Origin of the sequence: Paenibacillus tyrphae, assembly GCF_027925525.1 — a bacterium.
Lineage (GTDB): Bacteria > Bacillota > Bacilli > Paenibacillales > NBRC-103111 > Paenibacillus_G > Paenibacillus_G tyrfis_B.
On sequence record NZ_BSDJ01000001.1, the window covers coordinates 38,715 to 63,982 of the forward strand.

General features: G+C 55.6%; 20 protein-coding genes. 12 read left to right on the top strand and 8 right to left on the bottom strand.

Going from position 1 to position 25,268, the window contains the following annotated elements:
* Positions 1–51 precede the first annotated feature (51 nt).
* Positions 52–444, bottom strand: coding sequence for a hypothetical protein (locus QMG93_RS00190; protein ID WP_281932896.1), 393 nt, complete (start codon positions 442–444; stop codon positions 52–54).
* A 501-nt stretch (positions 445–945) separates the two neighbouring features.
* Between QMG93_RS00190 and QMG93_RS00195 the strand changes: the two genes are divergently transcribed.
* Positions 946–2,778 (top strand): PAS domain-containing sensor histidine kinase, encoded by a 1,833-nt coding sequence (locus QMG93_RS00195; protein ID WP_281932897.1) that lies wholly within the window; start codon positions 946–948, stop codon positions 2,776–2,778.
* A gap of 86 nt (positions 2,779–2,864) precedes the next feature.
* Here the strand turns inward: QMG93_RS00195 and QMG93_RS00200 are convergent, their stop codons facing one another.
* A complete protein-coding gene (locus tag QMG93_RS00200; RefSeq protein WP_281932898.1) occupies positions 2,865–3,323 on the bottom strand; it encodes a GNAT family N-acetyltransferase in 459 nt (152 codons plus the stop codon).
* A gap of 135 nt (positions 3,324–3,458) precedes the next feature.
* Positions 3,459–5,210 carry a hypothetical protein gene (locus QMG93_RS00205; RefSeq protein ID WP_281932899.1) on the bottom strand — a complete coding sequence of 584 codons (1,752 nt, stop codon included), beginning with the start codon at positions 5,208–5,210 and terminating at the stop codon, positions 3,459–3,461.
* 133 nt (positions 5,211–5,343) lie between these two features.
* On the opposite strand from QMG93_RS00205, the gene QMG93_RS00210 reads away from it, so the two are divergent.
* Positions 5,344–5,928, top strand: coding sequence for a thymidine kinase (locus tag QMG93_RS00210; RefSeq protein ID WP_281932900.1), 585 nt, complete (start codon positions 5,344–5,346; stop codon positions 5,926–5,928).
* Positions 5,929–5,976: 48 nt separating this feature from the next.
* On the opposite strand, the gene QMG93_RS00215 is transcribed toward QMG93_RS00210, so the two are convergent.
* Together QMG93_RS00215 and QMG93_RS00220 are read right to left on the bottom strand one after the other, a co-directional pair.
* On the bottom strand, positions 5,977–7,215 hold the full coding sequence (locus QMG93_RS00215; RefSeq protein WP_281932901.1) for an aminopeptidase: 1,239 nt from the start codon (positions 7,213–7,215) through the stop codon (positions 5,977–5,979).
* Between the two features lie 570 nt (positions 7,216–7,785).
* On the bottom strand, positions 7,786–10,224 hold the full coding sequence (locus tag QMG93_RS00220; RefSeq protein WP_281932902.1) for an O-antigen ligase family protein: 2,439 nt from the start codon (positions 10,222–10,224) through the stop codon (positions 7,786–7,788).
* Between the two features lie 177 nt (positions 10,225–10,401).
* On the opposite strand from QMG93_RS00220, the gene QMG93_RS00225 reads away from it, so the two are divergent.
* Together QMG93_RS00225 and QMG93_RS00230 are read left to right on the top strand one after the other, a co-directional pair.
* Positions 10,402–10,881 (top strand): hypothetical protein, encoded by a 480-nt coding sequence (locus QMG93_RS00225; RefSeq protein ID WP_281932903.1) that lies wholly within the window; start codon positions 10,402–10,404, stop codon positions 10,879–10,881.
* A gap of 85 nt (positions 10,882–10,966) precedes the next feature.
* Positions 10,967–11,545, top strand: a complete 579-nt coding sequence (locus tag QMG93_RS00230) for a CatB-related O-acetyltransferase (protein ID WP_281933261.1) — start codon at positions 10,967–10,969, stop codon at positions 11,543–11,545.
* Positions 11,546–11,556: 11 nt separating this feature from the next.
* Here the strand turns inward: QMG93_RS00230 and QMG93_RS00235 are convergent, their stop codons facing one another.
* Positions 11,557–12,651, bottom strand: a complete 1,095-nt coding sequence (locus QMG93_RS00235; RefSeq protein WP_281933262.1) for a glycosyltransferase family 61 protein — start codon at positions 12,649–12,651, stop codon at positions 11,557–11,559.
* 45 nt (positions 12,652–12,696) lie between these two features.
* Entirely contained in the window at positions 12,697–13,377 is a 681-nt protein-coding gene (locus tag QMG93_RS00240) for a class I SAM-dependent methyltransferase (RefSeq protein WP_413789245.1), read from the bottom strand.
* Positions 13,378–13,624: 247 nt separating this feature from the next.
* Here QMG93_RS00240 and QMG93_RS00245 point away from each other — a divergent pair, with 247 nt between their 5' ends.
* On the top strand, positions 13,625–14,413 hold the full coding sequence (locus QMG93_RS00245; RefSeq protein ID WP_281932904.1) for an ABC transporter ATP-binding protein: 789 nt from the start codon (positions 13,625–13,627) through the stop codon (positions 14,411–14,413).
* Positions 14,414–14,416: 3 nt separating this feature from the next.
* On the top strand, positions 14,417–16,072 hold the full coding sequence (locus tag QMG93_RS00250; protein WP_281932905.1) for a hypothetical protein: 1,656 nt from the start codon (positions 14,417–14,419) through the stop codon (positions 16,070–16,072).
* A gap of 560 nt (positions 16,073–16,632) precedes the next feature.
* Here the strand turns inward: QMG93_RS00250 and QMG93_RS00255 are convergent.
* Positions 16,633–17,643 (bottom strand): LacI family DNA-binding transcriptional regulator, encoded by a 1,011-nt coding sequence (locus QMG93_RS00255; RefSeq protein WP_281932906.1) that lies wholly within the window; start codon positions 17,641–17,643, stop codon positions 16,633–16,635.
* A gap of 230 nt (positions 17,644–17,873) precedes the next feature.
* Here QMG93_RS00255 and QMG93_RS00260 point away from each other — a divergent pair, with 230 nt between their 5' ends.
* The 6 genes from QMG93_RS00260 (at position 17,874) to QMG93_RS00285 (ending at position 25,233) form a co-directional block, all read left to right on the top strand.
* A complete protein-coding gene (locus QMG93_RS00260; protein WP_281932907.1) occupies positions 17,874–20,003 on the top strand; it encodes an amylo-alpha-1,6-glucosidase in 2,130 nt (709 codons plus the stop codon).
* The gene (locus QMG93_RS00265) at positions 20,000–21,283 is read left to right on the top strand and encodes an ABC transporter substrate-binding protein (protein ID WP_281932908.1); all 1,284 of its coding nucleotides are present in this window, start codon (positions 20,000–20,002) and stop codon (positions 21,281–21,283) included. The genes QMG93_RS00260 and QMG93_RS00265 overlap by 4 nt, the downstream gene beginning before the upstream one ends.
* 115 nt (positions 21,284–21,398) lie before the next feature.
* On the top strand, positions 21,399–22,298 hold the full coding sequence (locus QMG93_RS00270) for a carbohydrate ABC transporter permease (RefSeq protein WP_010495977.1): 900 nt from the start codon (positions 21,399–21,401) through the stop codon (positions 22,296–22,298).
* Positions 22,299–22,311: 13 nt separating this feature from the next.
* Complete coding sequence (locus QMG93_RS00275) at positions 22,312–23,142, top strand: carbohydrate ABC transporter permease (RefSeq protein WP_281932909.1); 831 nt, start codon at positions 22,312–22,314, stop codon at positions 23,140–23,142.
* A 326-nt stretch (positions 23,143–23,468) separates the two neighbouring features.
* Positions 23,469–24,332 carry an ABC transporter permease gene (locus tag QMG93_RS00280; RefSeq protein WP_253957039.1) on the top strand — a complete coding sequence of 288 codons (864 nt, stop codon included), beginning with the start codon at positions 23,469–23,471 and terminating at the stop codon, positions 24,330–24,332.
* Between the two features lie 13 nt (positions 24,333–24,345).
* The gene (locus QMG93_RS00285; protein WP_413789246.1) at positions 24,346–25,233 is read left to right on the top strand and encodes a carbohydrate ABC transporter permease; all 888 of its coding nucleotides are present in this window, start codon (positions 24,346–24,348) and stop codon (positions 25,231–25,233) included.
* Positions 25,234–25,268 lie beyond the last annotated feature (35 nt).

The window sequence follows — 25,268 nt, forward strand, 5'->3', positions numbered from 1 at the left end:
TTCCGTGAGTCCCAGCCCCGAGTGTCGGCCGCCAAAGGCAGTCCGCCTTCCCTAGGAGCGGTCCCGCTTTTTGCGGCCGTACGTTCTTACCCGGGAAAGCGTCGGCTCCTCCGGGACGGGCGGGACCGTAACGGATTTCGCGGCAGCGGTTTCCCGGGCATGCCAGTCACCTGCCGCGAAGGCCTCGGGGACGCCCCCGGCCGCTTCGTACGCGGAGCGGCTTTCCAGCCGGAGCTCCAACTGCTCCACCCGTTCCATAAGCCGGGCAACCGTCAGGTCCAGCCGGGCCGTCTCGAGACGAAGCCGCTCCAGTTCAAGCTCCGGCTCCATAGCGATCTCCGGCTCCGCACGACCGTCGCTTCCCGAGCTGCTTCCTTCAGGACGATGCGTCAATGCTTCAAGCTCCTGCGGCGACAACAAGCTTCTCAGGTCCTTTCCTGCCATTCACTTCCGCCTCCTTGGATTTACCTTAACGCGAATACCTTTGGACATGGCGTGCCAAACGAAAGTTACACCTAAATTTTCCATCTATGCAAACGACTAAAAGCGACATGTCCAGACATCAAACGATACCTTCCGTAAAGCTGCGAAAAGGGCGACTGCGTCCATCGACGCCGTTCGCCCTTTATTTCGTTGTCTCATGGCAGATTCTTGGACCTCACCCACTACCGGTCCGCCTCTCTCACCGCCTCGCGCAACCTTCGTATACAAAAACGGGGCAAAGCTCCTTCTCTCTACACCCCAGGTGTGGCAATTCCATGAAATTGCTGGTAAATATTATGTTTAATCTTATCATCCCATTCTTATTATAGCAATTTAAAAATTTGGAGACTTTCGTCCCATTTTTGCCACTTGTAAAAAAACGGGACCTGCAAAAAAAAGGAATTGTGTTGATTTTTGACGAATGTTAACTTTCAGCCTAAAAAAGTGGAGGGAGTCTCATTCATGAACGATTTGCTCGCATCGCCATTCGTCCCGGAGCAATTGAAAGCCAAAGCGGATGGGACTTTTTCACGAATGTTTGTCGATCTGGCGCTGAAAAGCTTCGCCAGCCCCCACACCGGCTCCCTCCTGCTCGACCAGGACTGCAACCTGCTGATGGCCGGCGAATCGCTCGGCAAGAAGCTCGGTTACAGGACGGAAGAACTGGAGCGGATGAATCTTCAGACCTTAGTACATCCCGGGGAGCTTCTCCTGTGCATGCACCATATGAGCCAGCTCGTATCGGGCCAGCTCTCCCGCTACGAAACCGAGATGCGCTGGCTAAGCGCGGACGGACAAACCTTATGGATGAGCGTTTATGCAGTCGAACTTAAGGACAGCAACGGCGGACCGGCTTACATATACATGCAAACCCAGGATATCACCGCACAAAAAGATGCCGAAAACGCGCTTCAGGAATCGCTCATCCGCATGACCTCCCTGCTCGAAACGTTTGCCGACGCTTACATTATGCTGAACCGAAGCGGAGAGCTCGTCTATGTGAACCGGAACGCCGAGCGGCTTCTGCAGCTCAGCCGGGAGGATATGCTCGGTCACGGCATTCGGGGCACGGTGCCGGAATGGCTTGGCACAGGCTTTTACAAAGCTTGCTGGAGGGCGATTGAGGAAGCGGTTCCCGTCTTTTATCAGGATTATTATCCATTGGTCAAAAAGTGGCTGGAAGTCAGCTGCTATCCGGGCAAGCCCGGCTTGTCCGTCTTTATCCGGGATATCACCCGGCATAAAGAGCAGGAAGAAACGCTCCGCGCGACCAAGCAGCAGCTTGATTCCATGATTGAGCATGCGGCGGACACCATTGCGATTCTTGATGCGGACCTCCGGCTGACCAAGGTGAACAAAGCGTTCGTCGACTTGTTCGGCTATAGCGAAGCGGAGCTGATCGGCGAGCGTCCGCCGAACATACCGGAGGAGCTGTGGATCGAGTCGGAGCTGCTGTTCCGCAAAGCGCTGCAGGGCAAGCAAATCTCCAGCTTCGAAACGAAGCGCAAGCGCAAGGACGGCACGCCGCTCGATATGAGCCTCACGATCTCACCCGTTGTCGGTAAGGATCAGGACATTACCGGGATCTGTATTATCGGGCGGGATATCAGCGATAGCAAGGCTACCGAGGAGCTGCTGCGCAACTCGGAGAAGCTGTCGGTCGCCGGGCAGCTCGCCGCTGGCATTGCCCATGAAATCCGCAACCCGCTGACCTCGCTGAAAGGGTTTACGCAGTTTATGAAGAGTGCCGGGCATTACAAGGAGCATTACTTGGACATCATGTCGTCGGAGCTGACGCGCATCGAGCACATCATCAGCGAAATGCTGCTGTTAGCCAAGCCAAGAGCGGCCATCTTTCATTATAAGCGGATCGGCCCCATTCTCGCCGACGTCCTCTCCCTTCTGGAAGCGCAAGCGAATCTGAACAGCGTCAGTTTCAAGACGCGGATCAAACCGGACCTGCCTGCGGTTCGTTGTGAAGAAAATCAGTTGAAGCAGTTGTTCATCAATATCGTCAAAAACGCCGTCGAAGCGATGCCGCTGGGCGGAACCGTGGAGATTATGGCGGCCTTGGCCGAACCGGGCATGCTTTCGATCACCTTCCGCGACGAGGGCGACGGCATTCCCGCCGAGCTGCTCCAGCGGATCAGCGAGCCCTTCTATACGACAAAAGAAAACGGCTCGGGTCTCGGTCTGATGGTGAGCCAAAAAATCGTCACCGAGCACAAAGGCCGTATGGCCATCGCAAGCGAAGCCGGCGTGGGCACGACCGTGACGGTAACGTTACCGGTTTAAAGCACGTGAGTACCTCATAAGCATAGGCCCCTTTATCCGGCGAACAGATAAGGGGGCCTTTGTTTTGCGCGCGAATGTTCGCTTTGCTATCTCAAAACCTTGTATCTTGCTTCCGTCTCCCCTTCGACGATCCTTCCTGTCGGCACAAAGCCGACACGCTCGTACAGCTTCCCGGCCGCCTCATTGTCCGGCTTATAGCTGATGACGATCTCGGGGCTGCAATCCTCCTGACGCTTGATCAGCTCCAGGCCCAGCCGGATCGCAGCCTCGCCGTAGCCCCGGCCTTGATACCTTTTGTCGATCATCAGCCGTACGATCCAGTACAGCCCGTCATCCGGGTCCTTGCCGTACATGAAAAAGCCGACCATCGTGTCTTCGTAATAAATGGAAAGCGGCGTGTATGATTCATCGTAGGCGGCTTGAATGATCGAATACCAGTTGGGAGCCACCATTTTCCGCTGCTCCTCCTGCACTTCCAGCTTCACGCAATCTTCCCAATTATCCTGATCGATAGCTTCAAATCTTACCGTCGGTGCGTTCCTCAAAGCGGTTCCTCCTCGCGCTAGCGTTAGTCTATAGACCCATCATACGGGATGCGCCGCCGGAAGCGTAGGGAAGAATCAGGTATAAGCTGTTTTTTCGGTTTTATTTTTGAGGAAAGGAGACGTGCGGAAGTCCATTTAAATTCCCAGTTTATTGTAATATTTGGATCGCATATGATACTGCTGTCTTTGCCTTTCAAATTGTTCGGCATAACGGTCCATGTTACTTTCAACCGGCCCGCCCGGGCGGAAGGAGTCCTGCTCCCTTTCGTCGGACCCGGGGATGGCTATTGGAGCGGATCGGCGTATTCCCATCGACTCTTCGTCCGATGCGATTCGGTCCAGCCGCTGCCGTTCTAACGCCTCAGCGTACATTTGTTCCAAAAGCCGGGGGAGATGCTTCATTCTTTGCTTGGCCTCCATCAGTTTTTGCTCATCTGTCCAATCTGCAAAGATGAGCTTCGACAATTCGGAGATTTCGGTTTCAATCGCCTCTTTGGACTGGCGGTCGAGATCGGTTTTCCCGTCCAGCCAACCGTACCATTCCCCAACCTGCTTCTGCAGCCTTTGCGAGATCAGATATGGAATGTTGAGATGCCCATGCCGCTCGCCCAGTCCGTATTCGCTTCGAAACGGATTTTCCGTGCCCTGGATATTAATGTATTCCTCCATATTCGACCACGCATCCAAATTATCCTGGTCGTCGATCCATTCCATTAATTCGCCGGCATTGTCCGTTTTCGTCCCCTGCTGCATATGAAAAGCATGACCGAGCTCGTGGGTTAACGTCGAGAATGCGGGAGCAATCAGCTCCTTTCCCGCAGTATCGACTAGCCGATTCCCATAGTAAAAAGACGATTCCTTTACGTCGGACGGCATCGTCACCTTCACGTCGGTGCCTTCCCCAAAAGCGTAATACTGCTCCGGCCGTCCTTGCAAAATCAGCACCACCCCCAACTGATCCGGCCCTTCCCTCCGCATGTCGTTCAGAGCGGAAATCCGCTCCCACTTGGCCAAGCCGTCAAGTTTGATCTCCTTGTACTTGTCCTTGTCTCGCGGCTGTCCGGACAGCTTCTTCAGCTTGGCATGTTCCATATTATCGCCTACCGGCGAGGCGGCGGCAGTCACTCCGTCATCTCTGGCGACGGAAAAAGGGGAGATTTCAATTTTTTTATCCGATTCGTTGATCCGTCCCATCAGCTCCCGGCCGAAATGGCTTTCCAATATTCGCGAGAATTCCGTCAGCATCTTCAGCTTAAAGTCTCCGTGCCCCTCCTTCTCCACGATTCGGATACTTCCGCTGTCATGAATCAATTTGCCCCATATCTCGCGCGCCTTCCGTTGGGCTTCCTCGTCCAGCTGTTCAAATCCGGCTATGGGGAGATCGCTGTCTTCGGCTGTAGGATTGCCCTCCGTCACCGATTGCTTAACCAAAGCTTGCCGTTCTATGTGAAGCAGGTCCATGAGCGTTCTCATCTGGGGGGCTTCCGGGTCTTCCTGGAGATCGTCCGATTGCCGATGGACGAACCAGTGGAAGCAGGCCCGTTCAATTTCGGAGAGCATGTTGATTTTCATAGAAAGAGGGGCGGCCTCCGCTAATTCGTTGTACTCGACAATTCGCTCTGTGAAGTCTTCGTCCAATCGGATGATCATGGGGGACATGTTGATTTTGCATTGGACCGGCGGATGGGCATAGGTATGCCGGGAACCGGTCAAATAACGGATCGTCGCCTGATTTCCGAAGCGCTGTTGCATTTGCGCGACGAAGGCAGGAGCGGAAGCAAGCTGCCGTGCCGCATTCGAGCTTCCCCGGCGCTGCGTATAAAGAGGCTCCGGCGTTTCAAGACCCGGCATTGGTTTCCGAACAGGGCTTCCTGTGCTTTTCATCATGATCACCGCTTCCCCAAGCTTTGTTGCCCACATTGTACCATATTTACCCATCGAAAAGGGATAACCTGTACCTCCCCCTCAACTTGTGCTATGATAAACTTCGTGATTTCTCAGGGAGAGGCGGACTAGAGGCGTGGCCAAGCTATATTTTCGTTACGGAACGATGAACAGCGGCAAGTCGATCGAAGTACTGCGCGTCGCACACAATTACGAGGAGCAAGGCAAGAAAGTGCTGCTCTTCACCCCTGCAGTCGATGACCGGGACGGGGTAGGCGTCGTTGCTTCCCGCATCGGGATGCAGAAGGACGGCATCGTCATTGACGACAACCTGGACATGGTCGGATTGGCGGCGGCCGAGCGGCCGAACTGTATTCTGATCGACGAAGCGCAGTTTCTGAACAAGCAGCAGGTGCTGCAGCTTACGGAAATTGCGGATACGCTCGGCATTCCCGTCATTGCGTACGGACTGCGGGCGGATTTTCTCGGCCAGTTGTTCGAGGGCAGCTATCATCTGTTTGCGCTGGCTGACAAAATCGAGGAAATCAAGACGGTCTGCTGGTACTGCGACCGCAAAGCGACGATGAATATGCGTCTTGCCGACGGCAAGCCGGTATTTGAGGGCGCGCAGATTCAAATCGGCGGCAACGAAAGCTATTTGCCGGTATGCCGTAAATGCTACTCCATGCAAAAGAACAATCAAACGCAACCCCATTCATGAATACAAAAACGGAGCGAAGCCCCTCAGCGCCTTGCTCCGTTTTGCGTTTTAGACAGGCAGCGCCCAGTTGCCGGCGCAGAATACCGGCTCCCGTACGCCGTCCTGCGTAATCCCGTCGATGTTCATGTCGGCCGAGCCGATCATAAAATCGACGTGCACAAGACTGCTGTTCGCCCCGTGCCGGGACAGTTCCTCTTCCTTCATTTCCGTACCGCCGTCCAGATTGACCGGATACGCTTGTCCGAGGGCGAGATGGCTCGATGCGTTCTCGTCAAACAGCGTGTTGTAAAAGATCAGATTCGTATTGGAGATCGGCGATTCGTGCGGAACCAAGGCGACTTCGCCCAGCTTACGCGCTCCCTCGTCCGTATCGAGCAGCCGCTTCAGCATCTCGTAGCCTTTGTCTGCCGAGAAATCGACGACTTTGCCGTCCTTGAACGTCAGGCTGAACCCGTCGATAAGCTGGCCTCCGTGATTAAGCGGCTTCGTGCTGCGGACGACACCGTTGACGCCGTCCTTCCGGGGCATCGTGAACACTTCCTCCGTCGGCAGGTTCGGGTTGAAGAAAATGCCCTTGGCGTTCTCTTTCGCGCCGCCGAGCCAGAGGTGCTTCTCCGGCAGGTCCACGGTCAGGCTCGTGCCCGATGCTTCGTAGACGAGCTGCTTGTACCGTTTCTCGTTCAAGTAGCTCACGGTCCGGGCCAGGCGAGCATTATGCTCCTTCCAAGCCTCGACCGGGTCGTCCGCGTTCACGCGGGTCGCTTCGAAAATACGCTCCCACAGAGCATCGAGAGCGGCCTCCGGCGAAAGATCGGGAAATATTTTCAATGCCCATTCCGGCGTTGCGTAGGCCATCAGCGTCCAGGACGCGCGGTGCGCCATCAGCTGGCTGCGGTACCCTTTCAAAGCGGTAGAGGCCGTTTTGTTCGCCGTGGAGACCCGCTCCGGATCGACGTCCTTGAGCAGGTCGGGATTCGGCCCGTAAAATTGAATGAAGGCCGCATCGTTCTCCGCCAGCTCCTGCAAGCCCTGCGCCTTCCACATCGGATATTCGTGAAACGCTTCCATCGGAGCCATCTTGTATTTGATCCGCATCAGTTCCTCGTCGTTCCACTCGACCATGACGTTCTTCGCGCCGGCCTCATAAGCCTTGACTGCGACAAGCCGGGCCAGTTCTGCGGCGGCGACCGGTGCCATAACGACCACCGTTTGTCCCTGTTGTACATTGGCGCCTACCCGAACAGCCAGCGTTGCATATTTTTCCATTTTTTGGGCAAATGTGCTCATTAAAATTCCTCCACAAATGAAAGGTTGTCCTACGTTCCCAGTATAACGCTTTACGCCGCATTTTACCAAAAAAACCAGCCGCGAACGGCTGGCTCAGACTGTTGATTGAGAAAGTGGTCTTTTACAAAAAATAGAGATACAAACGGAGGTGGGGTATCCACTGGAGAAGCGGTAGCGGCCGCCTTTGTCTTCGGGAAATATCCGCTGCTATGCAGCTTCCAATTAAAATTTCCCGAAGACAACAGCGGTCGGAAGTGGGTACCCCACCCCCTCGTAACCTCTATTATCTCAATTGACCACTTTCTCAACACTCTGACCAGCCATGAGAGGCTGGCTGCGAATTCCCGTTATTTTTTCGTCTTGGACTCCGCCACTTCCGAGTCTTGGTTATTGCCGGGCTGCGACTTTTTGCCGTTGTTGTTGGCATTGTCTCGGGACATTGGGACGCCTCCTTCCGGGATTTGGGATTCGCCCGTAGTGTGTCCGATCCGCCCGGCAGCCATACATGAAAACGTGCGCTAGGCCCACCCCGCCAACAAGCGGTCAATTAACCGGACGGACTCAACCTCCTTAAGCTCCCGCCAGCTTTTTGAGTTCCTCGGCTTCGTTCGGATCTTTGGCAACCAGCTTGTCCACCCATGCCTGATCCGTCTTGCCCTGTTTCTGCAGCGCGGCCACATACCAGCGCGCGATATACCGATGCACCGAGGAATCCATGTTGTCCGATAAGGCCGGGCGGAGGATGTCCGCCGCTTCGGCGTATTTGCCTTGGTCGTAGGAAATTCTCCCCAAGACTAGAAACATCGGCTTCGTGATCTCGAAAGGAGGTACGCTGATCGAAGACGGAATCGATTTTAGCGACTCCCGTTTTTCCTGCACGTGCTGATAAATGCCGACGGCTTTTTGATAATACGCGTCTCGCTCCGCCGGCTTCTTCCCCTCTTCTGCAGCGTAACCCATCTCGTATGAAAGCACCATCGCCCGTTCGTACCACATCATATCCCACGGGTATTTCGGGATCGACTCGCTCGCGACCGCCAGCGCCTGTTGGGCATTATCCTGAACCGCCCATTGGTACCGGTTCTCATGAATGCCGTGCGCATAAGGCTCGTTGTCCATATACCGGGCGGCGAGCTGCTGAGCCTCCTGCAAATACTGCTTGTCCTTCGTCTGGTTGTATACGTCGTTCAGGATCCGAATCTTCAGCAGCGCATAATCCGCGTTCGTCGAATGAAGCTCCATAGCGTTATCGATGAAGCCGATAAACTTCTCCAGTTGGACGGATTCCTGCGAAAGCTCGTTGTACGCCTTGCCCGCTTCGGTGTTCGCTTTCAGCAGTCGAATCGATACGACGAGCATGCACAAGCTGAGCAGCAGGACGAACCCCGGGTAAATCCATTTCGCTTTTCCCGATGCGACCGGCAGCTCTTGATCCTTGGTCCCCGGCAGGGCAGCGCCCGCCAGCAGTCCTCCCAAGCCGATAAAGACTAGAGCGGACAAATAGCCGTAGCTTAAGTCGAAGTCCATGAAGCTGTGGGCAAGGATAGCGACTAGCACGATGAAATAAACGAAATGCCGCCTTCCGTCTTCCGTCTCGTGATGCTTGATCACATGCCGTACGTAAAAGTACACGATGCAGCCGATAAAAGCAAACAGCAGCAGCGCGCCGACCCAGCCGATATCCGTCAAGGTCTGGAACAAAAAGTTATGCGCCTGGTTCGAAGCGTAGCCGTAGCTTTGGTGGGATTGATACAACGCGGCCCATGCCCCGCCGCCCTTCCCGAACAACGGCGCTTCGTTTACGATTTGCATCGCATCCTTGTAAAAATACCCCCGCTCCTGCACGCTGTGCTGCTGGAAGTTGATGCTTGCAATCCGCTGCTGCAGGTTTTCGGGCAGCAGGTTCAGCACCCACTGGCTGTTCAGCACGACCGCGATGCCGATGCCGCCGACCAGCAGGATCACCAGCGGGAACCAGAGCCGGGCATAACGGAGCTTGAATTTTTCCTCCAGCTTCGAGACGACCGGAGGTACATATTTGTGAATGACCGCCGACAGCAGCGCCACCACCACCGATCCGGCAGCCAATTGCAGCCATGCCTGTGCGGACAGCGCTGCGTTCGAGGTCTTGAACAATTCCGCTCCGATCCGCGTACTCGGCCCGGACAGAATGAAGGCGGCAGCCGCCGCGATGCCCAGATTGAGGATCATGACGATTTGCCCGGACAAGCGGATGAAAGGCAGCAAAGCGAGCAGCACGACCGGCAGCAGCACAAGACCGCCGCGGGATAAGGTTAAGATGAGCGACAGCAGAGCCGGCGCTAAAATTAAGGCGTTTCCTGCCGCTGCGACCCATTTGGAGGAAGAGGCGATCATATACAGCGCGCCCAGAATGATGGCAATCAGATAGGCGGCATATGAGTTGGCGTAAGTGAAGGAAGACGTCAAGCGCATGCCGTTGCTATCGGCTATGATGACGCCATGGGCTTGAATATTGCCGTACCAGACCAGCAGCCCGTAAATGACGAGCGCATAGCCCGAATACAAAATGCCGTGCTGAACGAGGGCCGCCCCTTTTCTGTTCCGGGCAAGCACCCAGCTGATGACAAAAAACGCCGCATACATGAGCTCCGCGTACAATCCTTGAAGCGCCAAGTACATGGACGCCGGACGGGTCAGCACGGGGATGAGATAAGCGAGCGGAATGAGCCATACCGCCAGCAGCAGCATGTCCCGCTTTCCGGTCGCTTTAAAGGAAGTCATCAAAAACAGCGAAGTGAGGAACAAAGCGATGTAAATAAAAATATAGGAGCTGTACAGCGGGAAGTTGTAAAAGATGTTGTTCCCCGGCTTGGCTTCGTAGGAGAACATCAGAAACAATCCCTGGTGAAACGGGGCGATGAACAGAAACAACAGGACGAATCCGAGCACCGAATAGAAAAGCAGCGACCCTTTTCCCTGCTCCCGGCTTTCCAGCCACTGCTTTCTTGAAACATAAGGCGTATTCATTACGATAATTCAACTCCGTCTGTATGATGGGAAAAGGCGGCAAGGGCCCATTCTCCCCCATTCTTTATACGCACCAGATCTGGATAATGTTTCTATATCATCCCTGCATTTCATCATTTTCCCGGACAGCGCATAGGTTGAACTAGAACAAGTCTGCAAGCGAAAGGGGCGGGAGCCATGATGACCCGGGAACATGGGTTCAAGCTCGGAGTGCTCGTTTATCTGCTCGCTTGGTTCATTGGAAGCTTCTGGATGACAGGTGCCATCCGCAGCGGCCGTATCACGCATTGGCTTGGGATCAAGCTTCTTCCTCCCGTCACGGAGTACGCTTACTATGCGCTTGCCGGAGCCATCGGAGGCACGATGTACGCCATGCGCTTGTTCTTCGAATATTACGACAGCATGACCCCGCGCTGGTACTGGTGGTACCTGCTTCGTCCGATCAAGTGCGCCGGGGCAGCCATGATGACGATCGTTCTGTTCAAAAGCGGCATTATGCTGCTCCAGACCGGCGCCACGATGGAAGCGAAGATCGGCATCGCGTTTCTCGTCGGATTCGGCTACGGCAAGCTGATGGATAAGCTCCGGACGTTGACGGAGGCGCTGTTTAACGGAAACGGCAGCGGTGGCAAATCAGGGGACGACTCGCCCAAATGAGCCTCTCCCATGTGCCAAGGGCAGCGGAGCCTGAATATCCTAGCATATCATGACCCGGAAGGAGGTGCATGAGGTGCCTGAGCAGATGGATAGCCAATCTCCGATCGAGTCGCTGCGAACCCAACTGCCTTCGAGAACGGTGGAGAACAAAATTTACATCGGGGAATTCACCTACGGTCATCCGGATATCCGGTCTTGGGGCGAGAGCAGCATCCTAATCATCGGCAAATTTTGCTCCATTGCGGACAAAGTGACGATTTTTCTCGGCGGAGAGCACCGGCCCGATTGGGTAACGACGTATCCGTTTAACTCCTTGATGCCCAAGTACTCCTTCATTACGGGGCATCCGAAAACCAAAGGAAACGTGACCATCGGGCACGACGTCTGGCTCGCCTCGGGGGCGACGATTTTGTCGGGGGTTACGGTCGGGCACGGCGCAGTGGTCGGAGCGGGCGCCGTCGTCAGCAAGGACGTTCCTCCGTACGCTATCGTGGCGGGAAACCCGGCTAAAGTCATCAAGTACCGGTTTCCCGAAGCGACGATTCAGCGCTTGCTCCGCATCGAATGGTGGAGCTGGCCACTGGATAAAATCGAACGGGCCGTCCCCTTGCTGCTGTCGAGCGACATGGATGCTTTTTTCCGCTATTGCGATACGGCCGACTAGCCGCTTGAAGGTCAGATCCCGGCCAGCTTGAGCACATTCAGCAGCTTGTCGATATCGACGACGATATTGTCGGCGCCTACCGCAGGCTTGGGCGGGTATTCGATGTCGCACACGACCTCGTAATAATCGACGCCGGCATGACGGCATATTTTCCAAAAATAGTTGTCCACGACCGTACGCGGCGACAGCTCGATAAGCTTTGCTCCGGGTGGACAGAAGGTGATGTTGATATTGCTGCTGCCGAACGGAGCGACAACCACGCTGGCGGAAGAGTAGATCGCGATCTTATCCTGCATGGTCAGCGGCGTCGGAACGATCTTCGTAAACCCTTTCTCGCTCAGCACGCTCATCACTTCATCCTCGTTGATGACGAACCTCGCCGCAGCATCCTGCCGGCTGACGTAGATCCGTTCATAGCCGCCGGCTTGCCCGACGGCTCGCCCTTCTCCCAGCCGTTGACGGAGAAACTGGTATGCCCATCTCGGACTTTTTCCTACCATCAAGGGAACTGCAGGCACGACCAGATTGCCGGCCGACAGATGAAAATCGCTTCGGTCGACTTGAATCAGCTTATGCATCGGAAAGCCGAGCATGTGGAGAGACTCGTACTGAAACGAATGATGGAGCATGCCGATCAAATATTTGTCGATCGGGATGCCGCTTTGCTCAAGCAAATGAATGCGCGGCAGGATATCGTAGAACCAGTGACCGTACACGGCTTGGGTAAAGATGCCTTTCTCGGGCATATTCCATCCCCAGATCAACGTGGCCACCGTTTCCGCTAAATATACCGGAGGCGGCAGCAGCCTTCCTTCATGCTCCGGGCAATACAGCTCCACATCGAGCAGCCGCTTGTTGTTCGGGGTGATCACGTAGCCGTTCCCGGTCATGACGCGTCCGTTCGGGACGACGGCGACGAAGGCCGGATCGAAATGACACTCGCTTCCCCAGCGCGGAGGATCGAATCCGCCGGGAGCCTCAAGATGAAGCGTCTCCCCGGGATAGATCGTCTTGTAAAATTCCGGCATGAGGCTTCGGTCAAAGGCCATGCAGTCCATCACCCAATCGATGGTTTTGTTGTAGACTTGATCGGGGATTGCGTACATCAATTCTCGCCTCCCATTCTTCGTTATTTTGCGGATGGCGGCTCGTCAAGCCCGGTCGATATACTGCGCGATAAGCTCATCCTTATGCGCCAGCAGCGCCTGGAAAGCCGGAGGGCACCCTTTCGGGAACAGGACGCCTAGGCCGTTGGAGTGAGGGAACTGGAGATGCGGATGCCCGCCGCTGAGCTTCTCCCACAAACGGTACACGCCGAAATCGCCCAGCCTGACCACGATATCGTGAAACAAAACGATGCCGTTCTCCGCCAGCTTCGGGTACCATGTCGTATAATCGTGCAGCACCGCATCATACGTATGGTAGCCGTCAATGTGCAGCAGATCGACCGAACCGTCGGGAAAACCGGCCAGGGCCTGGTCGAAATGGCTGCGAACCAGATAACCGATGCCCGGAAACTCCCGGAGCGTCACGGATTGGACGGCCTCGTAGATATGATCGCCGCCATAGTACCCGGTATGCATATCGCCCTGCCACGTATCGACGGCGAAGCAGCGGGCGGGCAAATTCCCGTCCTTGACCGCCTGGCAAAAGCTGAAAAAGGAAGTGCCGTAAAGCGTGCCCAATTCCGCAATAAGACGCGGCTTGGCAAAGCGCACAAGATCGTAAGCGAAACGGCGGTGGCCGGACCATGCGCCGTTCGTCATATAGGTTAACGGCAGCTCGGGTGCGTGATCCGCGGCAAACCGTACAGGATGATATTCCCAATCCATCGAATAAACCACCGCCTTGAGGAAAATCCCGATACAACCTGCGGGTATGTCTTATTCTATGTCCAACTCATCCGGCCGGGATGGGCAGGTAAATAAGGGGAAAGGCACATTTTGAATTGATTTCCCTTTCATTGACTTGAAACGGACCGTATCATACAATGGGATTGCATGACCGAACCGGCCGAAGCCTGGAAGCGGCCATGCTTTTTTTATGGAGGACTGAGTTTCAGAGATGAGGGGTGTGCTAATGGAGACCGCAAGAGAAGCGATCCTGTCCATTCGCGGCTTGCGAATGATGTACGGTGACCGCTATGTGCTCAGAGGAATCGATCTTGACGTATATCCGGGACAAATCATCGGATATATCGGGCCGAACGGCGCGGGCAAAAGCACCACGATCAAAACGATGCTCGGCCTCGTGGAGGGGTACACCGGAGAAATCCGTATTTTCGGCAAGGATATCTCGGACGGCAGCGTGGACTATAAGCAGCGGATCGGGTATGTGCCCGAAACGGCCGAAGTGTACGACGCCCTGACGGCGAAAGAATATTTGACCTTTATCGGCAATTTGTACGGACTGGGGGACGAGCAGGCGGAATGGAAAGCCAAACGGCTGATCGACCTGTTCGGGCTGGAAGACGCGTATAACGCGCGGATCGTTTCGTATTCCAAAGGCATGCGCCAAAAGGTGCTGCTCATCTCCAGCCTGCTGCACAACCCGGACATTTTGTTCTTGGACGAGCCCTTGAGCGGCTTGGATGCCAACAGCGTCATGGTGGTGAAAGAAATTTTGGCGCAGCTGGCCGCAAAGGGCAAGACCATCTTCTATTCCTCGCACATCATGGATGTGGTCGAAAAGATCAGCAACCGCATCGTGCTGCTGGACGGCGGCGAAATCGTGGCGGACGGAAGCTTCGACGAACTGAAGGCGCAGAGCCGGGAAGGATCGCTCGAAGAGATCTTCAACCGGCTGACGGGCTTCCATGAGCATAAAGAGATCGCGGAACGGTTCGTCTCCGTCGTGCAAGAGGTGTAGGCGATGAGAGAATTCGTATCGCTTAAGGTGCTGGACCGGTTCAGGGCCCTGTTCGAGAGGCTGGGCGTCGATTACCCGTTGATGCGCAAAATTTTGCAGATCAAGCTGACGATGGACGGACGGCGGATGCCTACCATTTTCAATCAGTCCGCCAAAAAGAACCGGCAGGAGACGAACGATCAGAACAACTTTGTGAAGTCCCTCGGCTTGTACGCCTTGCTGGGGCTGACCATGGTTCCTTTCGTCGTGATGGGCGACAACTATATGTTCCAGATGAGCTTTGTGTTCGGCCTGCTGATGTTCCTGGTCATGACTTCCTTGATCTCGGATTTTTCTACCGTTCTGCTCGATATCCGGGACCGGAACATTATCGCCTCGAAGCCGGTCAACCGGCGGACGATCGGCATGGCGAAGACGCTGCATATTTTGTTCTATTTGTTCTTTTTGACCGTAGCGCTCTGCGCTGCGCCGATGATTGCGGCAATCGTCAAGCATGGCGTGTTGTTTTTTCTTTTGTTTGTGGTCGAAATCGTACTGACGGACGTGCTGATTGTCGCTGTGACGGCCTTTTTGTATATGCTGATTCTGAAGTTTTTCGACGGGGAAAAGCTGAAGGACATGATCAATAACGTGCAAATCGCGCTATCTATCGCGATTACCGTCGGCTATCAATTCGTCGGACGGTCGTTCGACCTCATGCAGCTTCACATCGCGTTCGAGCCGAAATGGTGGCAGGTCTTCCTCCCTCCCCTGTGGTTTGGCGCGCCGTTCGAATGGCTGCTGCGCGGTCAGGCGGCCCCGCATTTCATCGTCTTTACGCTGTTGGCGTTCGTCACGCCGATCGTTTCGATTCTGATCTACACGAACCTGATGCCCTTCTTCGAGCGCAGCTTGCAGAAGCTGGCGAACGACGGCGCAAAAAAAGGCAGAGAACACAGCCGGTGGCTGGATGTCGTTTCCAGGTTCGTTTGCTCCGGACGGGAGGAGCGTACGTTTTTCCGGTTCGGCTCGCTGATGATGGGCAACGAAAGGGAATTCAAGCTCAAGGTCTACCCTTCGCTGGGCTTCTCGATCGTGTTTCCGTTTATTTTCTTTTTCAACGTGCTGCGGACCCAACCCTTCAGCGAGATCGCAGCGAGCAAGTGGTATCTGAACATTTATTTCTGCGCGCTGCTGATTCCTACCGTCGTCATGATGCTGCGTTATTCCGGCAAGCACAAGGGAGCCTGGCTGTACAAAACGATGCCGCTCTCAAGTCCGGCGCCTATTTTCCGGGGGACGATCAAAGCGTTCCTCGTCAGGCTGTTTATGCCCGTGTACCTGATCGAGAGCGCTATTTTTATCGCGCTGTTCGGGGCGCGCATCGTTCCGGATTTAATCGTCGTCGCTCTGAGCGTGCTGCTGTACACAGTCATTTGCTTCCAAGCTTTCCGCAAGGCGTTGCCGTTCTCGGAGTCCTTCGAGGCGGTAAAGCAGAATGACGGCCTCATTTTCTTACCGCTTCTGCTGCTCCTCGCTCTATTCGCCGGCGTGCATCTGGCCAGCACGTTCGTCACCGGCGGGGTCTACGCGTATATGGCGCTGCTGGTCGTGTTGAATGCCGTGGTCTGGCGGAAAGGGTTTTCCATTTCGTGGGATAACGTACGGGACAAGGGATAAGGAATAAGGGATGATCAACAGCCGGCTTCTGGCATGAAAAGAACCTCCGTTTCCAGTATCGTTGGATTCGGAGGTTCTTTTGCTGCGTAAACGACAGCACCCGCCATTTGCGTGGAAACGGTGCGATTACCGGGAGCGCCGAAAAATTAGAGGAACTGCGATGCGCTATCGCAGCCAATCAGCCGTTTGCTCGGACCGTAGAGGATCTGCGGTGCGCTAATCACGTCCCCCGAGGTAACATGAACATTTTTCGACACGTTTAAGTCACTTTTTGTTCCGCTACGCTTCGATGACGGGGCCAAAAGCGCTGCTTTACGCATCGTAGTTCCTCTATGCTCGAATAGAGGCCGCCCAATGATGCGGACCTCCGCCGATTGCGTACTTGCTGCGGGGCCTGGCCGGAATTGGATGAGCTCCCCCTCCAAGATTGGGCAAAGATTGGATCGTCGAGATTCGTTCGCGCGATTCTGCGAAAACATCGCTCTCCCTCGCATGACTCCGTCCAAAAGGTCGAACTGTGGAGCCTCCCCCAGCCTGATTCTGCGAAGAATCGTCCGACCTTACCGCGGACTCACGCTCTCCCGCACGATCAGCTCGGTGTCCAGCATGAGCCGGTGGCTCACCTTGCGGCCTTCGAGCAGATCGATCAGCATCTGGGCGGCCTGGTATCCCATCTCGTATTTGTTCTGGTTTACGGTCGTGAGCGCCGGCGAGCAGTACGCCGTCACGTCGATATTGTCGAAGCCGACGACGGAAATTTGTCCCGGCACTTGAAGCCCCAGGCCCCGGACGGCCTGCAAAGCCCCGAGCGCCATCAGATCGCTGATACAGAACAGCGCCGTGATGTCGGGCTGCTGCGCAAGCAGCCTGTACACCGCTTCTTTGGCTCCCGCCTCGGAGAAGGAGCCGTCCATGACGAGCGACTCGTCGAACGGGATGCCGAAGCGCTCAAGCGCCTGCTTGTACCCTGACAGCCGCTGCACGCTGACGTCCGCCTGGGAATGGCCGTTGATGACGCCGATTTTGCGGTGGCCCGCTTCCAGCAAATAGCTGATGGCACGGTTCGCGCCGCCGACATTATCGGAAGTCACGTACCCAACGTTCGGCCCCTCCAGCGGAATGTCGATAAGCACGCAAGGAATTTGGGACGAAACGACTTCCTTCAAGTACTCGTCGTCCAAGCGGATGCCCATAATAATGACGCCGTCCACGCCGCGTTCCTGACACAGCGTTTTGTACGATTTGATTTTTTGCTTTTGCGGCGTCGTACTGAACAGCACGAGATCGTAATCGAGCTCTCCCGCCCGGTCGTTCATCCCGCACAATATTTCAAAGGCGATATTGTCCTTCGAGCTGGCCCGCGTCACGTTGGACAGCAGCAGACCGAGCGTTTTCGTTTTCTTCGAGATCAGCGAGCGGGCAGCCATATTCGGGCTGTATCCGAGCCCTTGCGCAATATCCTTGATCTTTTGGCGCGTAAGTGCATTGACGTCGTCATACCCGTTCAGCGCCCGCGAAACGGTTGTGACGGACACGCCGGCCGCCTTGGCGATATCTTTAATCGTAACCATATTCTCTCCTCCGAAACGTTTTGAATCTCTATTTTTATCTTGTTGGCAGCCGTAAAAAAATATTTGCTAAAAAAAGCAGTTGTAAATGCTTTCAGCTTGCAATATAATCAAGTATATCGTATCCAAAACGTTTTGGAAAGAGAATTTTCCTTTCTTTTGCAAAGAAGAAATATTTTTTTATCGGTTTTCCGAAACGTTTCGGATGACTCTCATACTGTGAGGTGACCGCATTGGATTATCGAATCATCAAAGAAAACGATCTTTTCCTCTACTCCGACAAGGACGGCGATATTCCGCAAGGTCATCCGTCCGGCTTCGGGCTGTACACCAAGGATACCCGCTTTCTGAGCCGGCTGGAAATTGCCATCAACGGCCAAAAGCCGGTGCTGCTGTCCTCCGCTGCGGATGCGAACTACATATCCGTGATCCGGCTGACGAATCCGCATATGGAGCAGAACGGCGAGCTGATTCTGTGGCGGGAATCCGTCGAGATCGAGCGCACGCGGTTTATTTACGAAGGCGGGCTATACGAAACCTTCCGCCTGACCAGCTATTATCCGAAGCCGATCGAGTTCGACTTCTCGGTGCTGGCCGACGCCGATTTTGCGGATATGTTCACGGTGCGCGGCTTCCAGCACGGCGAGACGGGCCATAAGACGGGAACGCAGAGACAGAACGGCGGGCTGACCATCGGCTACGCCGGCGCGGACCATGTCGCCCGGGAAACCCGCATCGCTTGGCAGCCGCAGGAAAGCTTCGTTGACGAGACGACGAACGCCGTCGGCTTCCGGGTTCGTCTCGATCACCGCGAGAGTCGGGAAATCACGTTCTTCGTCGCACCGTTCGTGAACGGAGAAGGCCCCCGGTTTTACGACCCGCAGGTGGCGATGGCGAAGCTCGAAGCGAGCTATGGCGACTGGAACGCCGGATCGACAGCCGTCCGTAGCGACAATGCCGCGTTCGACAAGCTGTTCCACCGTGGGGTGCAGGACCTGCGCGTGCTGCTGACCGACGTCGGCTACGGTTCGTTCCCGGTGGCCGGGCTTCCGTGGTACTCGGTCCCGTTCGGCCGCGACAGCCTGATCGCCGCGCTGCAGATGCTTTCGCTGAACCCGCAGGCGGCCAAAGGCACCTTGCTCACGATGGCAGCCTACCAAGGTCAGAAGGAAGATCCTTGGCAGGACGAGACGCCGGGCAAAATCATGCACGAAATCCGCTACGGCGAGCTGGCTGGCGCCGGGATGGTGCCGTTCGCCCCGTATTACGGAACGATTGACGCGACGCCGCTCTTCCTGATGCTGGCCGCAGAATATTACCACTGGACGAACGACCTGGCGCTGATCGAGCAGCTGATGCCGAACCTCGAAGCGGCGCTCGCCTGGATCGAGCGCTACGGCGATCGGGATAGCGACGGCTTCGTGGAATACTTCCAGGAGTCTTCTAAGGGCATCGCCAACCAAGGCTGGAAGGATTCGGCCGACTCCGTTGTTCACCGCAGCGGGGATTACGGCCAGGCGCCAATCGCGCTTGTCGAAGTGCAGGGATACGTATATCAGGCGAAAACGCGCCTGGCTCCGATCTTCCGCACGCTCGGCCGCAGCGGCGACGCCGACCGTCTGGAACAAGAAGCAGCCGCGCTTCGCGAGCGCTTCGAGCAGTCGTTCTGGATGGAAGACGAGCAGTATTACGCCATTGCGCTGGACCGGGACAAACGGCAGGTGCAGTCGGTGACCTCGAACACCGGCCACATTCTGATGTCCGGCATCGCGTCGCCGGCGCGGGCCCGCGCCGTCGCGTCGCGGCTCGTCGCGGACGATATGTTCGGCGGCTACGGCATCCGCACGATGAGCACCGGCTCCTCCGGGTACAACCCGATGAGCTACCATAACGGCAGCGTCTGGCCGCACGACAACTCCCTCTGCCTGCTCGGACTTAGCCTCGGCGGCTTCGAAACCGAAGCAGTGAAGGTGATGCAGGGGCTGATGAAAGCGGCGGAAGGCTTCGAATATGCCAGACTGCCGGAGCTGTTCTGCGGCTACACGGATGAGCTCGGACATCCCGTGCCTTATCCGGTCGCCTGCTCGCCGCAGGCATGGGCCGCTGGCACGCCGCTGACGTTCCTGCAGACGATGCTGGGCATCCGTCCGAATGCGCTGACCGCAACGGTCGAGCTGCGACCGCTGCTGCTCCCCGGCATGAACGAGCTGGAAGTAACGAACCTGCGCATCGGCCAAGGCACGCTGCATTTACGGGTCAGCAGAACCGGAAACGTCGACGCGCCGTATCAAGTGGACATTTTGGAGAATCATACGGGGTATCAAGTTCTTATTCATACATTTAAGGGGGATGTTGTGAAATGAAAAAGTCGCTATCCGTCATTCTCTCCGTAGGTCTGGCTTCCAGCATGGTGCTGGCGGGCTGCGCCAAAGAAGAAGCCAAGCCGGCTCCGGCCGGGGATGCGCCGAAAAGCGGCGAGCCTGTAACCGTAACGCTAGCCGGCTGGGGATCGTCGCCAGAGGAGCAGGATTTGCTCAAGCAGACGATTCAAGAGTTCGAAAGCAAGCATCCGAACGTCAAAGTCAAATACGAAGTGATCGCCGACCAGTATATGGACGTCATCAAGACGCGGCTTATCGGCGGCGAAGGCCCCGACGTATTTTATCTGGATGCGTTCGAAGCCCCGGCTCTGATCGAGAAGGGTGTCATCGAACCGCTCGACAGCTACGTGAAGCCTGAATTCGACGTGGCCGACTTCGAGGAGCCGCTGCTGAACGCGTTCAAGGTCGGCGGCAAAACGTTCGGCTTCCCGAAGGACTCCTCCACGCTGGCCATGTTCTATAACAAGAAGCACTTCGAAGAGGCGGGCATTACCAAGCCGCCGGCCACGTGGGAAGAGCTGCAGGATGCCGCGAAAAAGCTGACCAAAACCGAAGGCGGCAAAACCGTCCGCTTCGGCTTCGGCGTCGCTCCCGAGCTGGCACGGCAAATGTACATGGCGCAGGCGTTCGGCGGCAAAGTGTCCGACGACAAAGGCAACGCTGCTTTTGCTTCTCCGGAAGCGCTCAAAGGGCTGCAGCTCGTCGTTGACCTGCATAACAAGGACAAATCGTCCGGCGAGCCGAAGGAAGTCGGCGCAGGCTGGGGCGGCGAGATGTTCGGCCAAGGCAAAGCGTCCATCGTCTTCGAAGGCAACTGGGCGATTCCGTTCCTGAACAACAACTATAAAGATCTTCAATACGCCACCGCCGAGCTGCCGACAGTGAACGGCAAGAAAGGCACGATGGCCTTCACGGTCGCCTACGTCATGAACAAGGCGTCCAAGAAAAAAGAAGCTTCCTGGGAGCTGATTTCGTACCTGACCGGCAAGGAAGGCATGAAAACGTGGACCAGCAAAGGGTTCGCTCTGCCGACGCGTAAATCGGTCGCGAAGGAGCTCGGCTACGACAAGGACCCGCTGCGCGGCGCCCTGGTTGCGGGCTCGGCTTATGCAACGCCATGGCAAGCAGGACCGACACTGCCGACGGTTATGAACAATTTCAACAACCAGTTCCTCGACGCGTTCCTGGGCAAATCCTCGCTGGAAGACGCGATGAAAAAAGCGCAGGAAACCGCCAATAAAGAAATTGCTGCCGGCAAATAACGAAGCTGAACCGGGAGGGGGCTGCCCCTCCCTTCATCCACTTAAAAAGCGGGGGGACGTCATCCTGTTCAGTCTGACACAGTTCCCCTGCCTCTTTTGAAAGGGAGGTTTCCCTATGGCAAGCCGTTCGGTTTGGAAGCGGAAGCTGAGAAGCACGATAACCGGCTATTTGTTTTTGCTCCCTACCCTGCTGGTTATCGGCACGTTTTTGTTTTTACCCGTCTTTTATTCGCTGTTCCTGTCGTTTCATAAAGTGAATCTGCTGGGCGACGTCAGCTACAAGTTTGTCGGCTTCAGCAACTTCGAGCGGATGGCGCAGGACGAACGGGCATGGATCGCACTGAAAAACACTGCCTCCTTCGCCGTCTTCGTCGTGCCGCTGCAAACGGCGCTAGCGCTCGGACTTGCGTCCATTTTGAATGCGAAGCTGAAATTCCAGAATTTTTTCCGCATCGTCTTCTTTATGCCGACCGTGACCTCGTCCGCCGTACTGACGCTCATTTTCATGTGGATCTATAACTCCAACGGGCTGCTCAACCAGGCGCTGCAAGCGATCGGACTGCCCGGCTACAACTGGCTCGGTGATCCCGCAGTGGCGCTTAAGGGGATCATGCTGATGAACATCTGGTCGACCGCACCGTTTTTCATGGTCGTCTTTCTCGCGGCACTGCAGGACATTCCGGATGCGCTCTACGAATCGGCGATGCTGGACGGAGCGGGCGCGTGGAAACGATTCACCGCCATCACGCTGCCGATGCTGAAGCCGGCGACCTTCTTCACCGTTGTCATGGGCATTATCGGAACGTTCCAGTTGTTCGACCAGTCGTACATTTTCTCGGCGGGGTCCGGGGGGCCGAACAACTCCACGCTGACCGTGGCGCTGCTGATTTACCAGTATGCATTCAAAAATTTGGACTTCGGCTACGCCTCCGCCCTCGCCGTCGCGCTGGCTCTGGTCATCATGATCGCGACGCTGCTGCAGCGGAAACTGTTCGCCGAAGAGAAGCTGAACTGAGGAGGCCGAGACGATGGTTAAACAGCCGAAACCGTGGGTCAAGTACGTCATTTACGCGCTGCTGTTCCTGTACGCTGCGGTAACGATGGTACCGTTCCTGTGGGCACTCTCCTCCTCGTTCAAGACGCTGGAAGAGATTGTCGCCGGAGGCATCAACTTTATTCCTAAGAACTTTACGCTGCAAAACTACTATGATATCTTCGTCCGCGAGCCGCTGTTCCTCCGCTGGATGACCAACAGCGCCCTGATCGCGGTCGTGGCGACGGTCTGCAACATTTTGTTTAACTCGATGGCCGGCTATGCGCTTGCGCGCATCGATTTCATCGGCAACAAAGTGATGTTCCTCATCATTCTGGGCGTGCAGATGATTCCGGGCCAGCTCACGATCGTGCCCGCGTACTTGATCATGAAAGAGCTCGGATGGCTGAATTCGTACGCCGCGCTGACGGTGCCGATGATGGCGAACGCGACGTTCACGTTCATGATGCGCCAGTTCTTCATCAACTTCCCGAAGGAGCTGGAGGAAGCGTCGCAGCTCGACGGGCTGACCCGCTTCGGCATCTTCTTCCGCATCGCGCTGCCGCTGGCCGTTCCGGCGCTCGCCGCGCAGATGATCTTCGTGTTCATGGGCGCCTGGAACGAGTTCCTGAAGCCGCTCATGTTCGTCTCCGACAAGTCGATGTTTACGCTAACGCTCGGCCTTAACACCTTCAAAGGCCAGTACATCAGCTACTGGAACTACATCATGGCCGCGTCGATGGTGTTCACGCTGCCGGCGCTGCTCATCTATGCCTTTTTCAACCGCTTCTTCATCAAAGGCATTACGTTTACAGGTGGCAAGTAAGCTCCCACAAAAACATATGCCGACAATTGAGCGGTCTCCAGCCGGGACGAATCATTTTCCCGGGGAGATCGCTGTTTTTTTGTCCCCTCCAATCTTCTCATAGCGCAAGAAAATACTTCCTGATCATTGATTTATATAACATTTCATTGATTAGGCAAGTAGCCGCGCGCATCGTATCCCTTTTAAGATAAAGACAGATCGACAATACACAAGAAAGGGTGGTCCTTTTGAAACAAACCGCGGCAGCGGTCCCTGAGGATCGTCCGGCAGCGAAGCCGGGGAAGACGAAGGTCGCGGCCTGGCTCAAGCAATGGGATTTGCAGCTTATGGTGCTGCCCGCGCTCGTCTTGATTTTGATTTTCAGCTATTTCCCGATGTACGGCGTGATCATCGCATTTCAGGATTACTCGGTGTTTAAAGGATTCGCAGCCAGCCCGTGGGCAGGCTTCAAGCATTTCGTCGATTTCTTCCAAGCGCCCGAGCTTGGGGTCGTGATGCGAAACACCATCGTCATCAGCTTCCTGAAGCTGGCCATCGGCTTTCCGGCACCGATCATTCTCGCGATTCTGCTGAACGAAGTGAAAAATATGTTCTTCAAGCGCGTCGTGCAAACGGTCAGCTACTTGCCGTATTTCCTGTCTTGGGTCATCGTCGCCAACTTCGTGATCTCTCTGCTTTCGACCGATAATGGAAGCGTAAACATTTTTCTCCAGAAGATCGGGGTCATCGACGAACCGATTCCCTACTTGTCGGTTACGGAATATTTCTGGACCATTCTCGTCACGACGAACGTATGGAAAGAGATTGGCTTTGCCTCTATCGTATACTTGGCTGCAATCGCTTCCATCGACCCTCATCTGTACGAATCCGCCGCCATCGACGGCGCGAGCCGTTTTCGCATGACTTATTTGATAACGTTTCCATGCATTTTGCCGGTCGTAATGATCTTTTCCATTCTGGCTATCGGCAACTTGCTGAACGCAGGCTTCGAGGACTTGCTGCTGCTGGGCGTCAACCCGGCGCTGCGCGACGTATCGGAGGTTCTGGACACGTACGTGTACCGAATGGGGATTACGTTAAACCGCTATTCGTTCGCGACAGCCGTCGGCTTGTTTAAGGCCATCGTAAGCGTCGGCCTGCTGACTCTTGCGAACTATCTCGCGAGACGAACCGGCAATAGCTTGTGGTAAGGAGGATATATTGATGAAGCTGGCATTGGAAGACCGCGTCTTTAGCATCGTTATACATATTGCGCTGCTCTTTCTGGCCTTCGTAACGTTTTATCCGTTCTGGAACTCCGCGGTCATCTCGTTCAACCTCGGTTCGGACACCAGTCTCGGCGGCATCACGTTCTGGCCCAGAGTTTTCACGTTGGAAAATTACCAAGTTGTGCTAAAGGACGTTAAAATATTGAAAGGCTTCGGCATTTCCATCGCCCGTACGCTCGTCGGCACCTTCCTGACGATTGCGGCGACGTCTATCTTCGCTTACGGCATGTCCCGTAAGGAACTGATCGGCCGGGGCTATTACATGACCTTCTGCATTATCACGCTTTATTTCGGCGGCGGTTTGATTCCAACCTACCTGCTGATTCGCGGTCTCGGCCTGTTCGATTCGTTCTGGGTATTCGTCATTCCGTCGATCATCAGCGTCTGGAGCATGATCATCTTCCGGACGTTTTTCCGCCAAATTCCGGCCGGCCTCGAAGATGCGGCGCGGATTGACGGCTGCGGCTACTGGGGCACGTTCCTGCGCGTCGTGCTGCCGTTGTCCGGCCCGGTCGTCGCCACGCTCTCGCTGTTCACGGCCATCGCCCACTGGAACGACTGGTTCGTCGCTTCCATCTATATCAACAATCAGGACTTACTGCCGGTACAGGCGCTGCTGAAGCAGACGCTCGATTCCAATATCGCTTCCGAGCTGACCCAGGACTCGGCGGCCCAAAGCTTCCTCGCCAAGCGGCAATCCTACACGACCAAGTCGCTGACGATGGCTACCATGATGGTCACGACGGTTCCGATCATTCTCGTCTATCCGTTCTTGCAGCGGTATTTCGTCAAGGGCGTGCTGGTCGGTTCCCTGAAAGAATAGTCCGGGCTTCAAAGCGCATCGCTTTAAGCATAGCT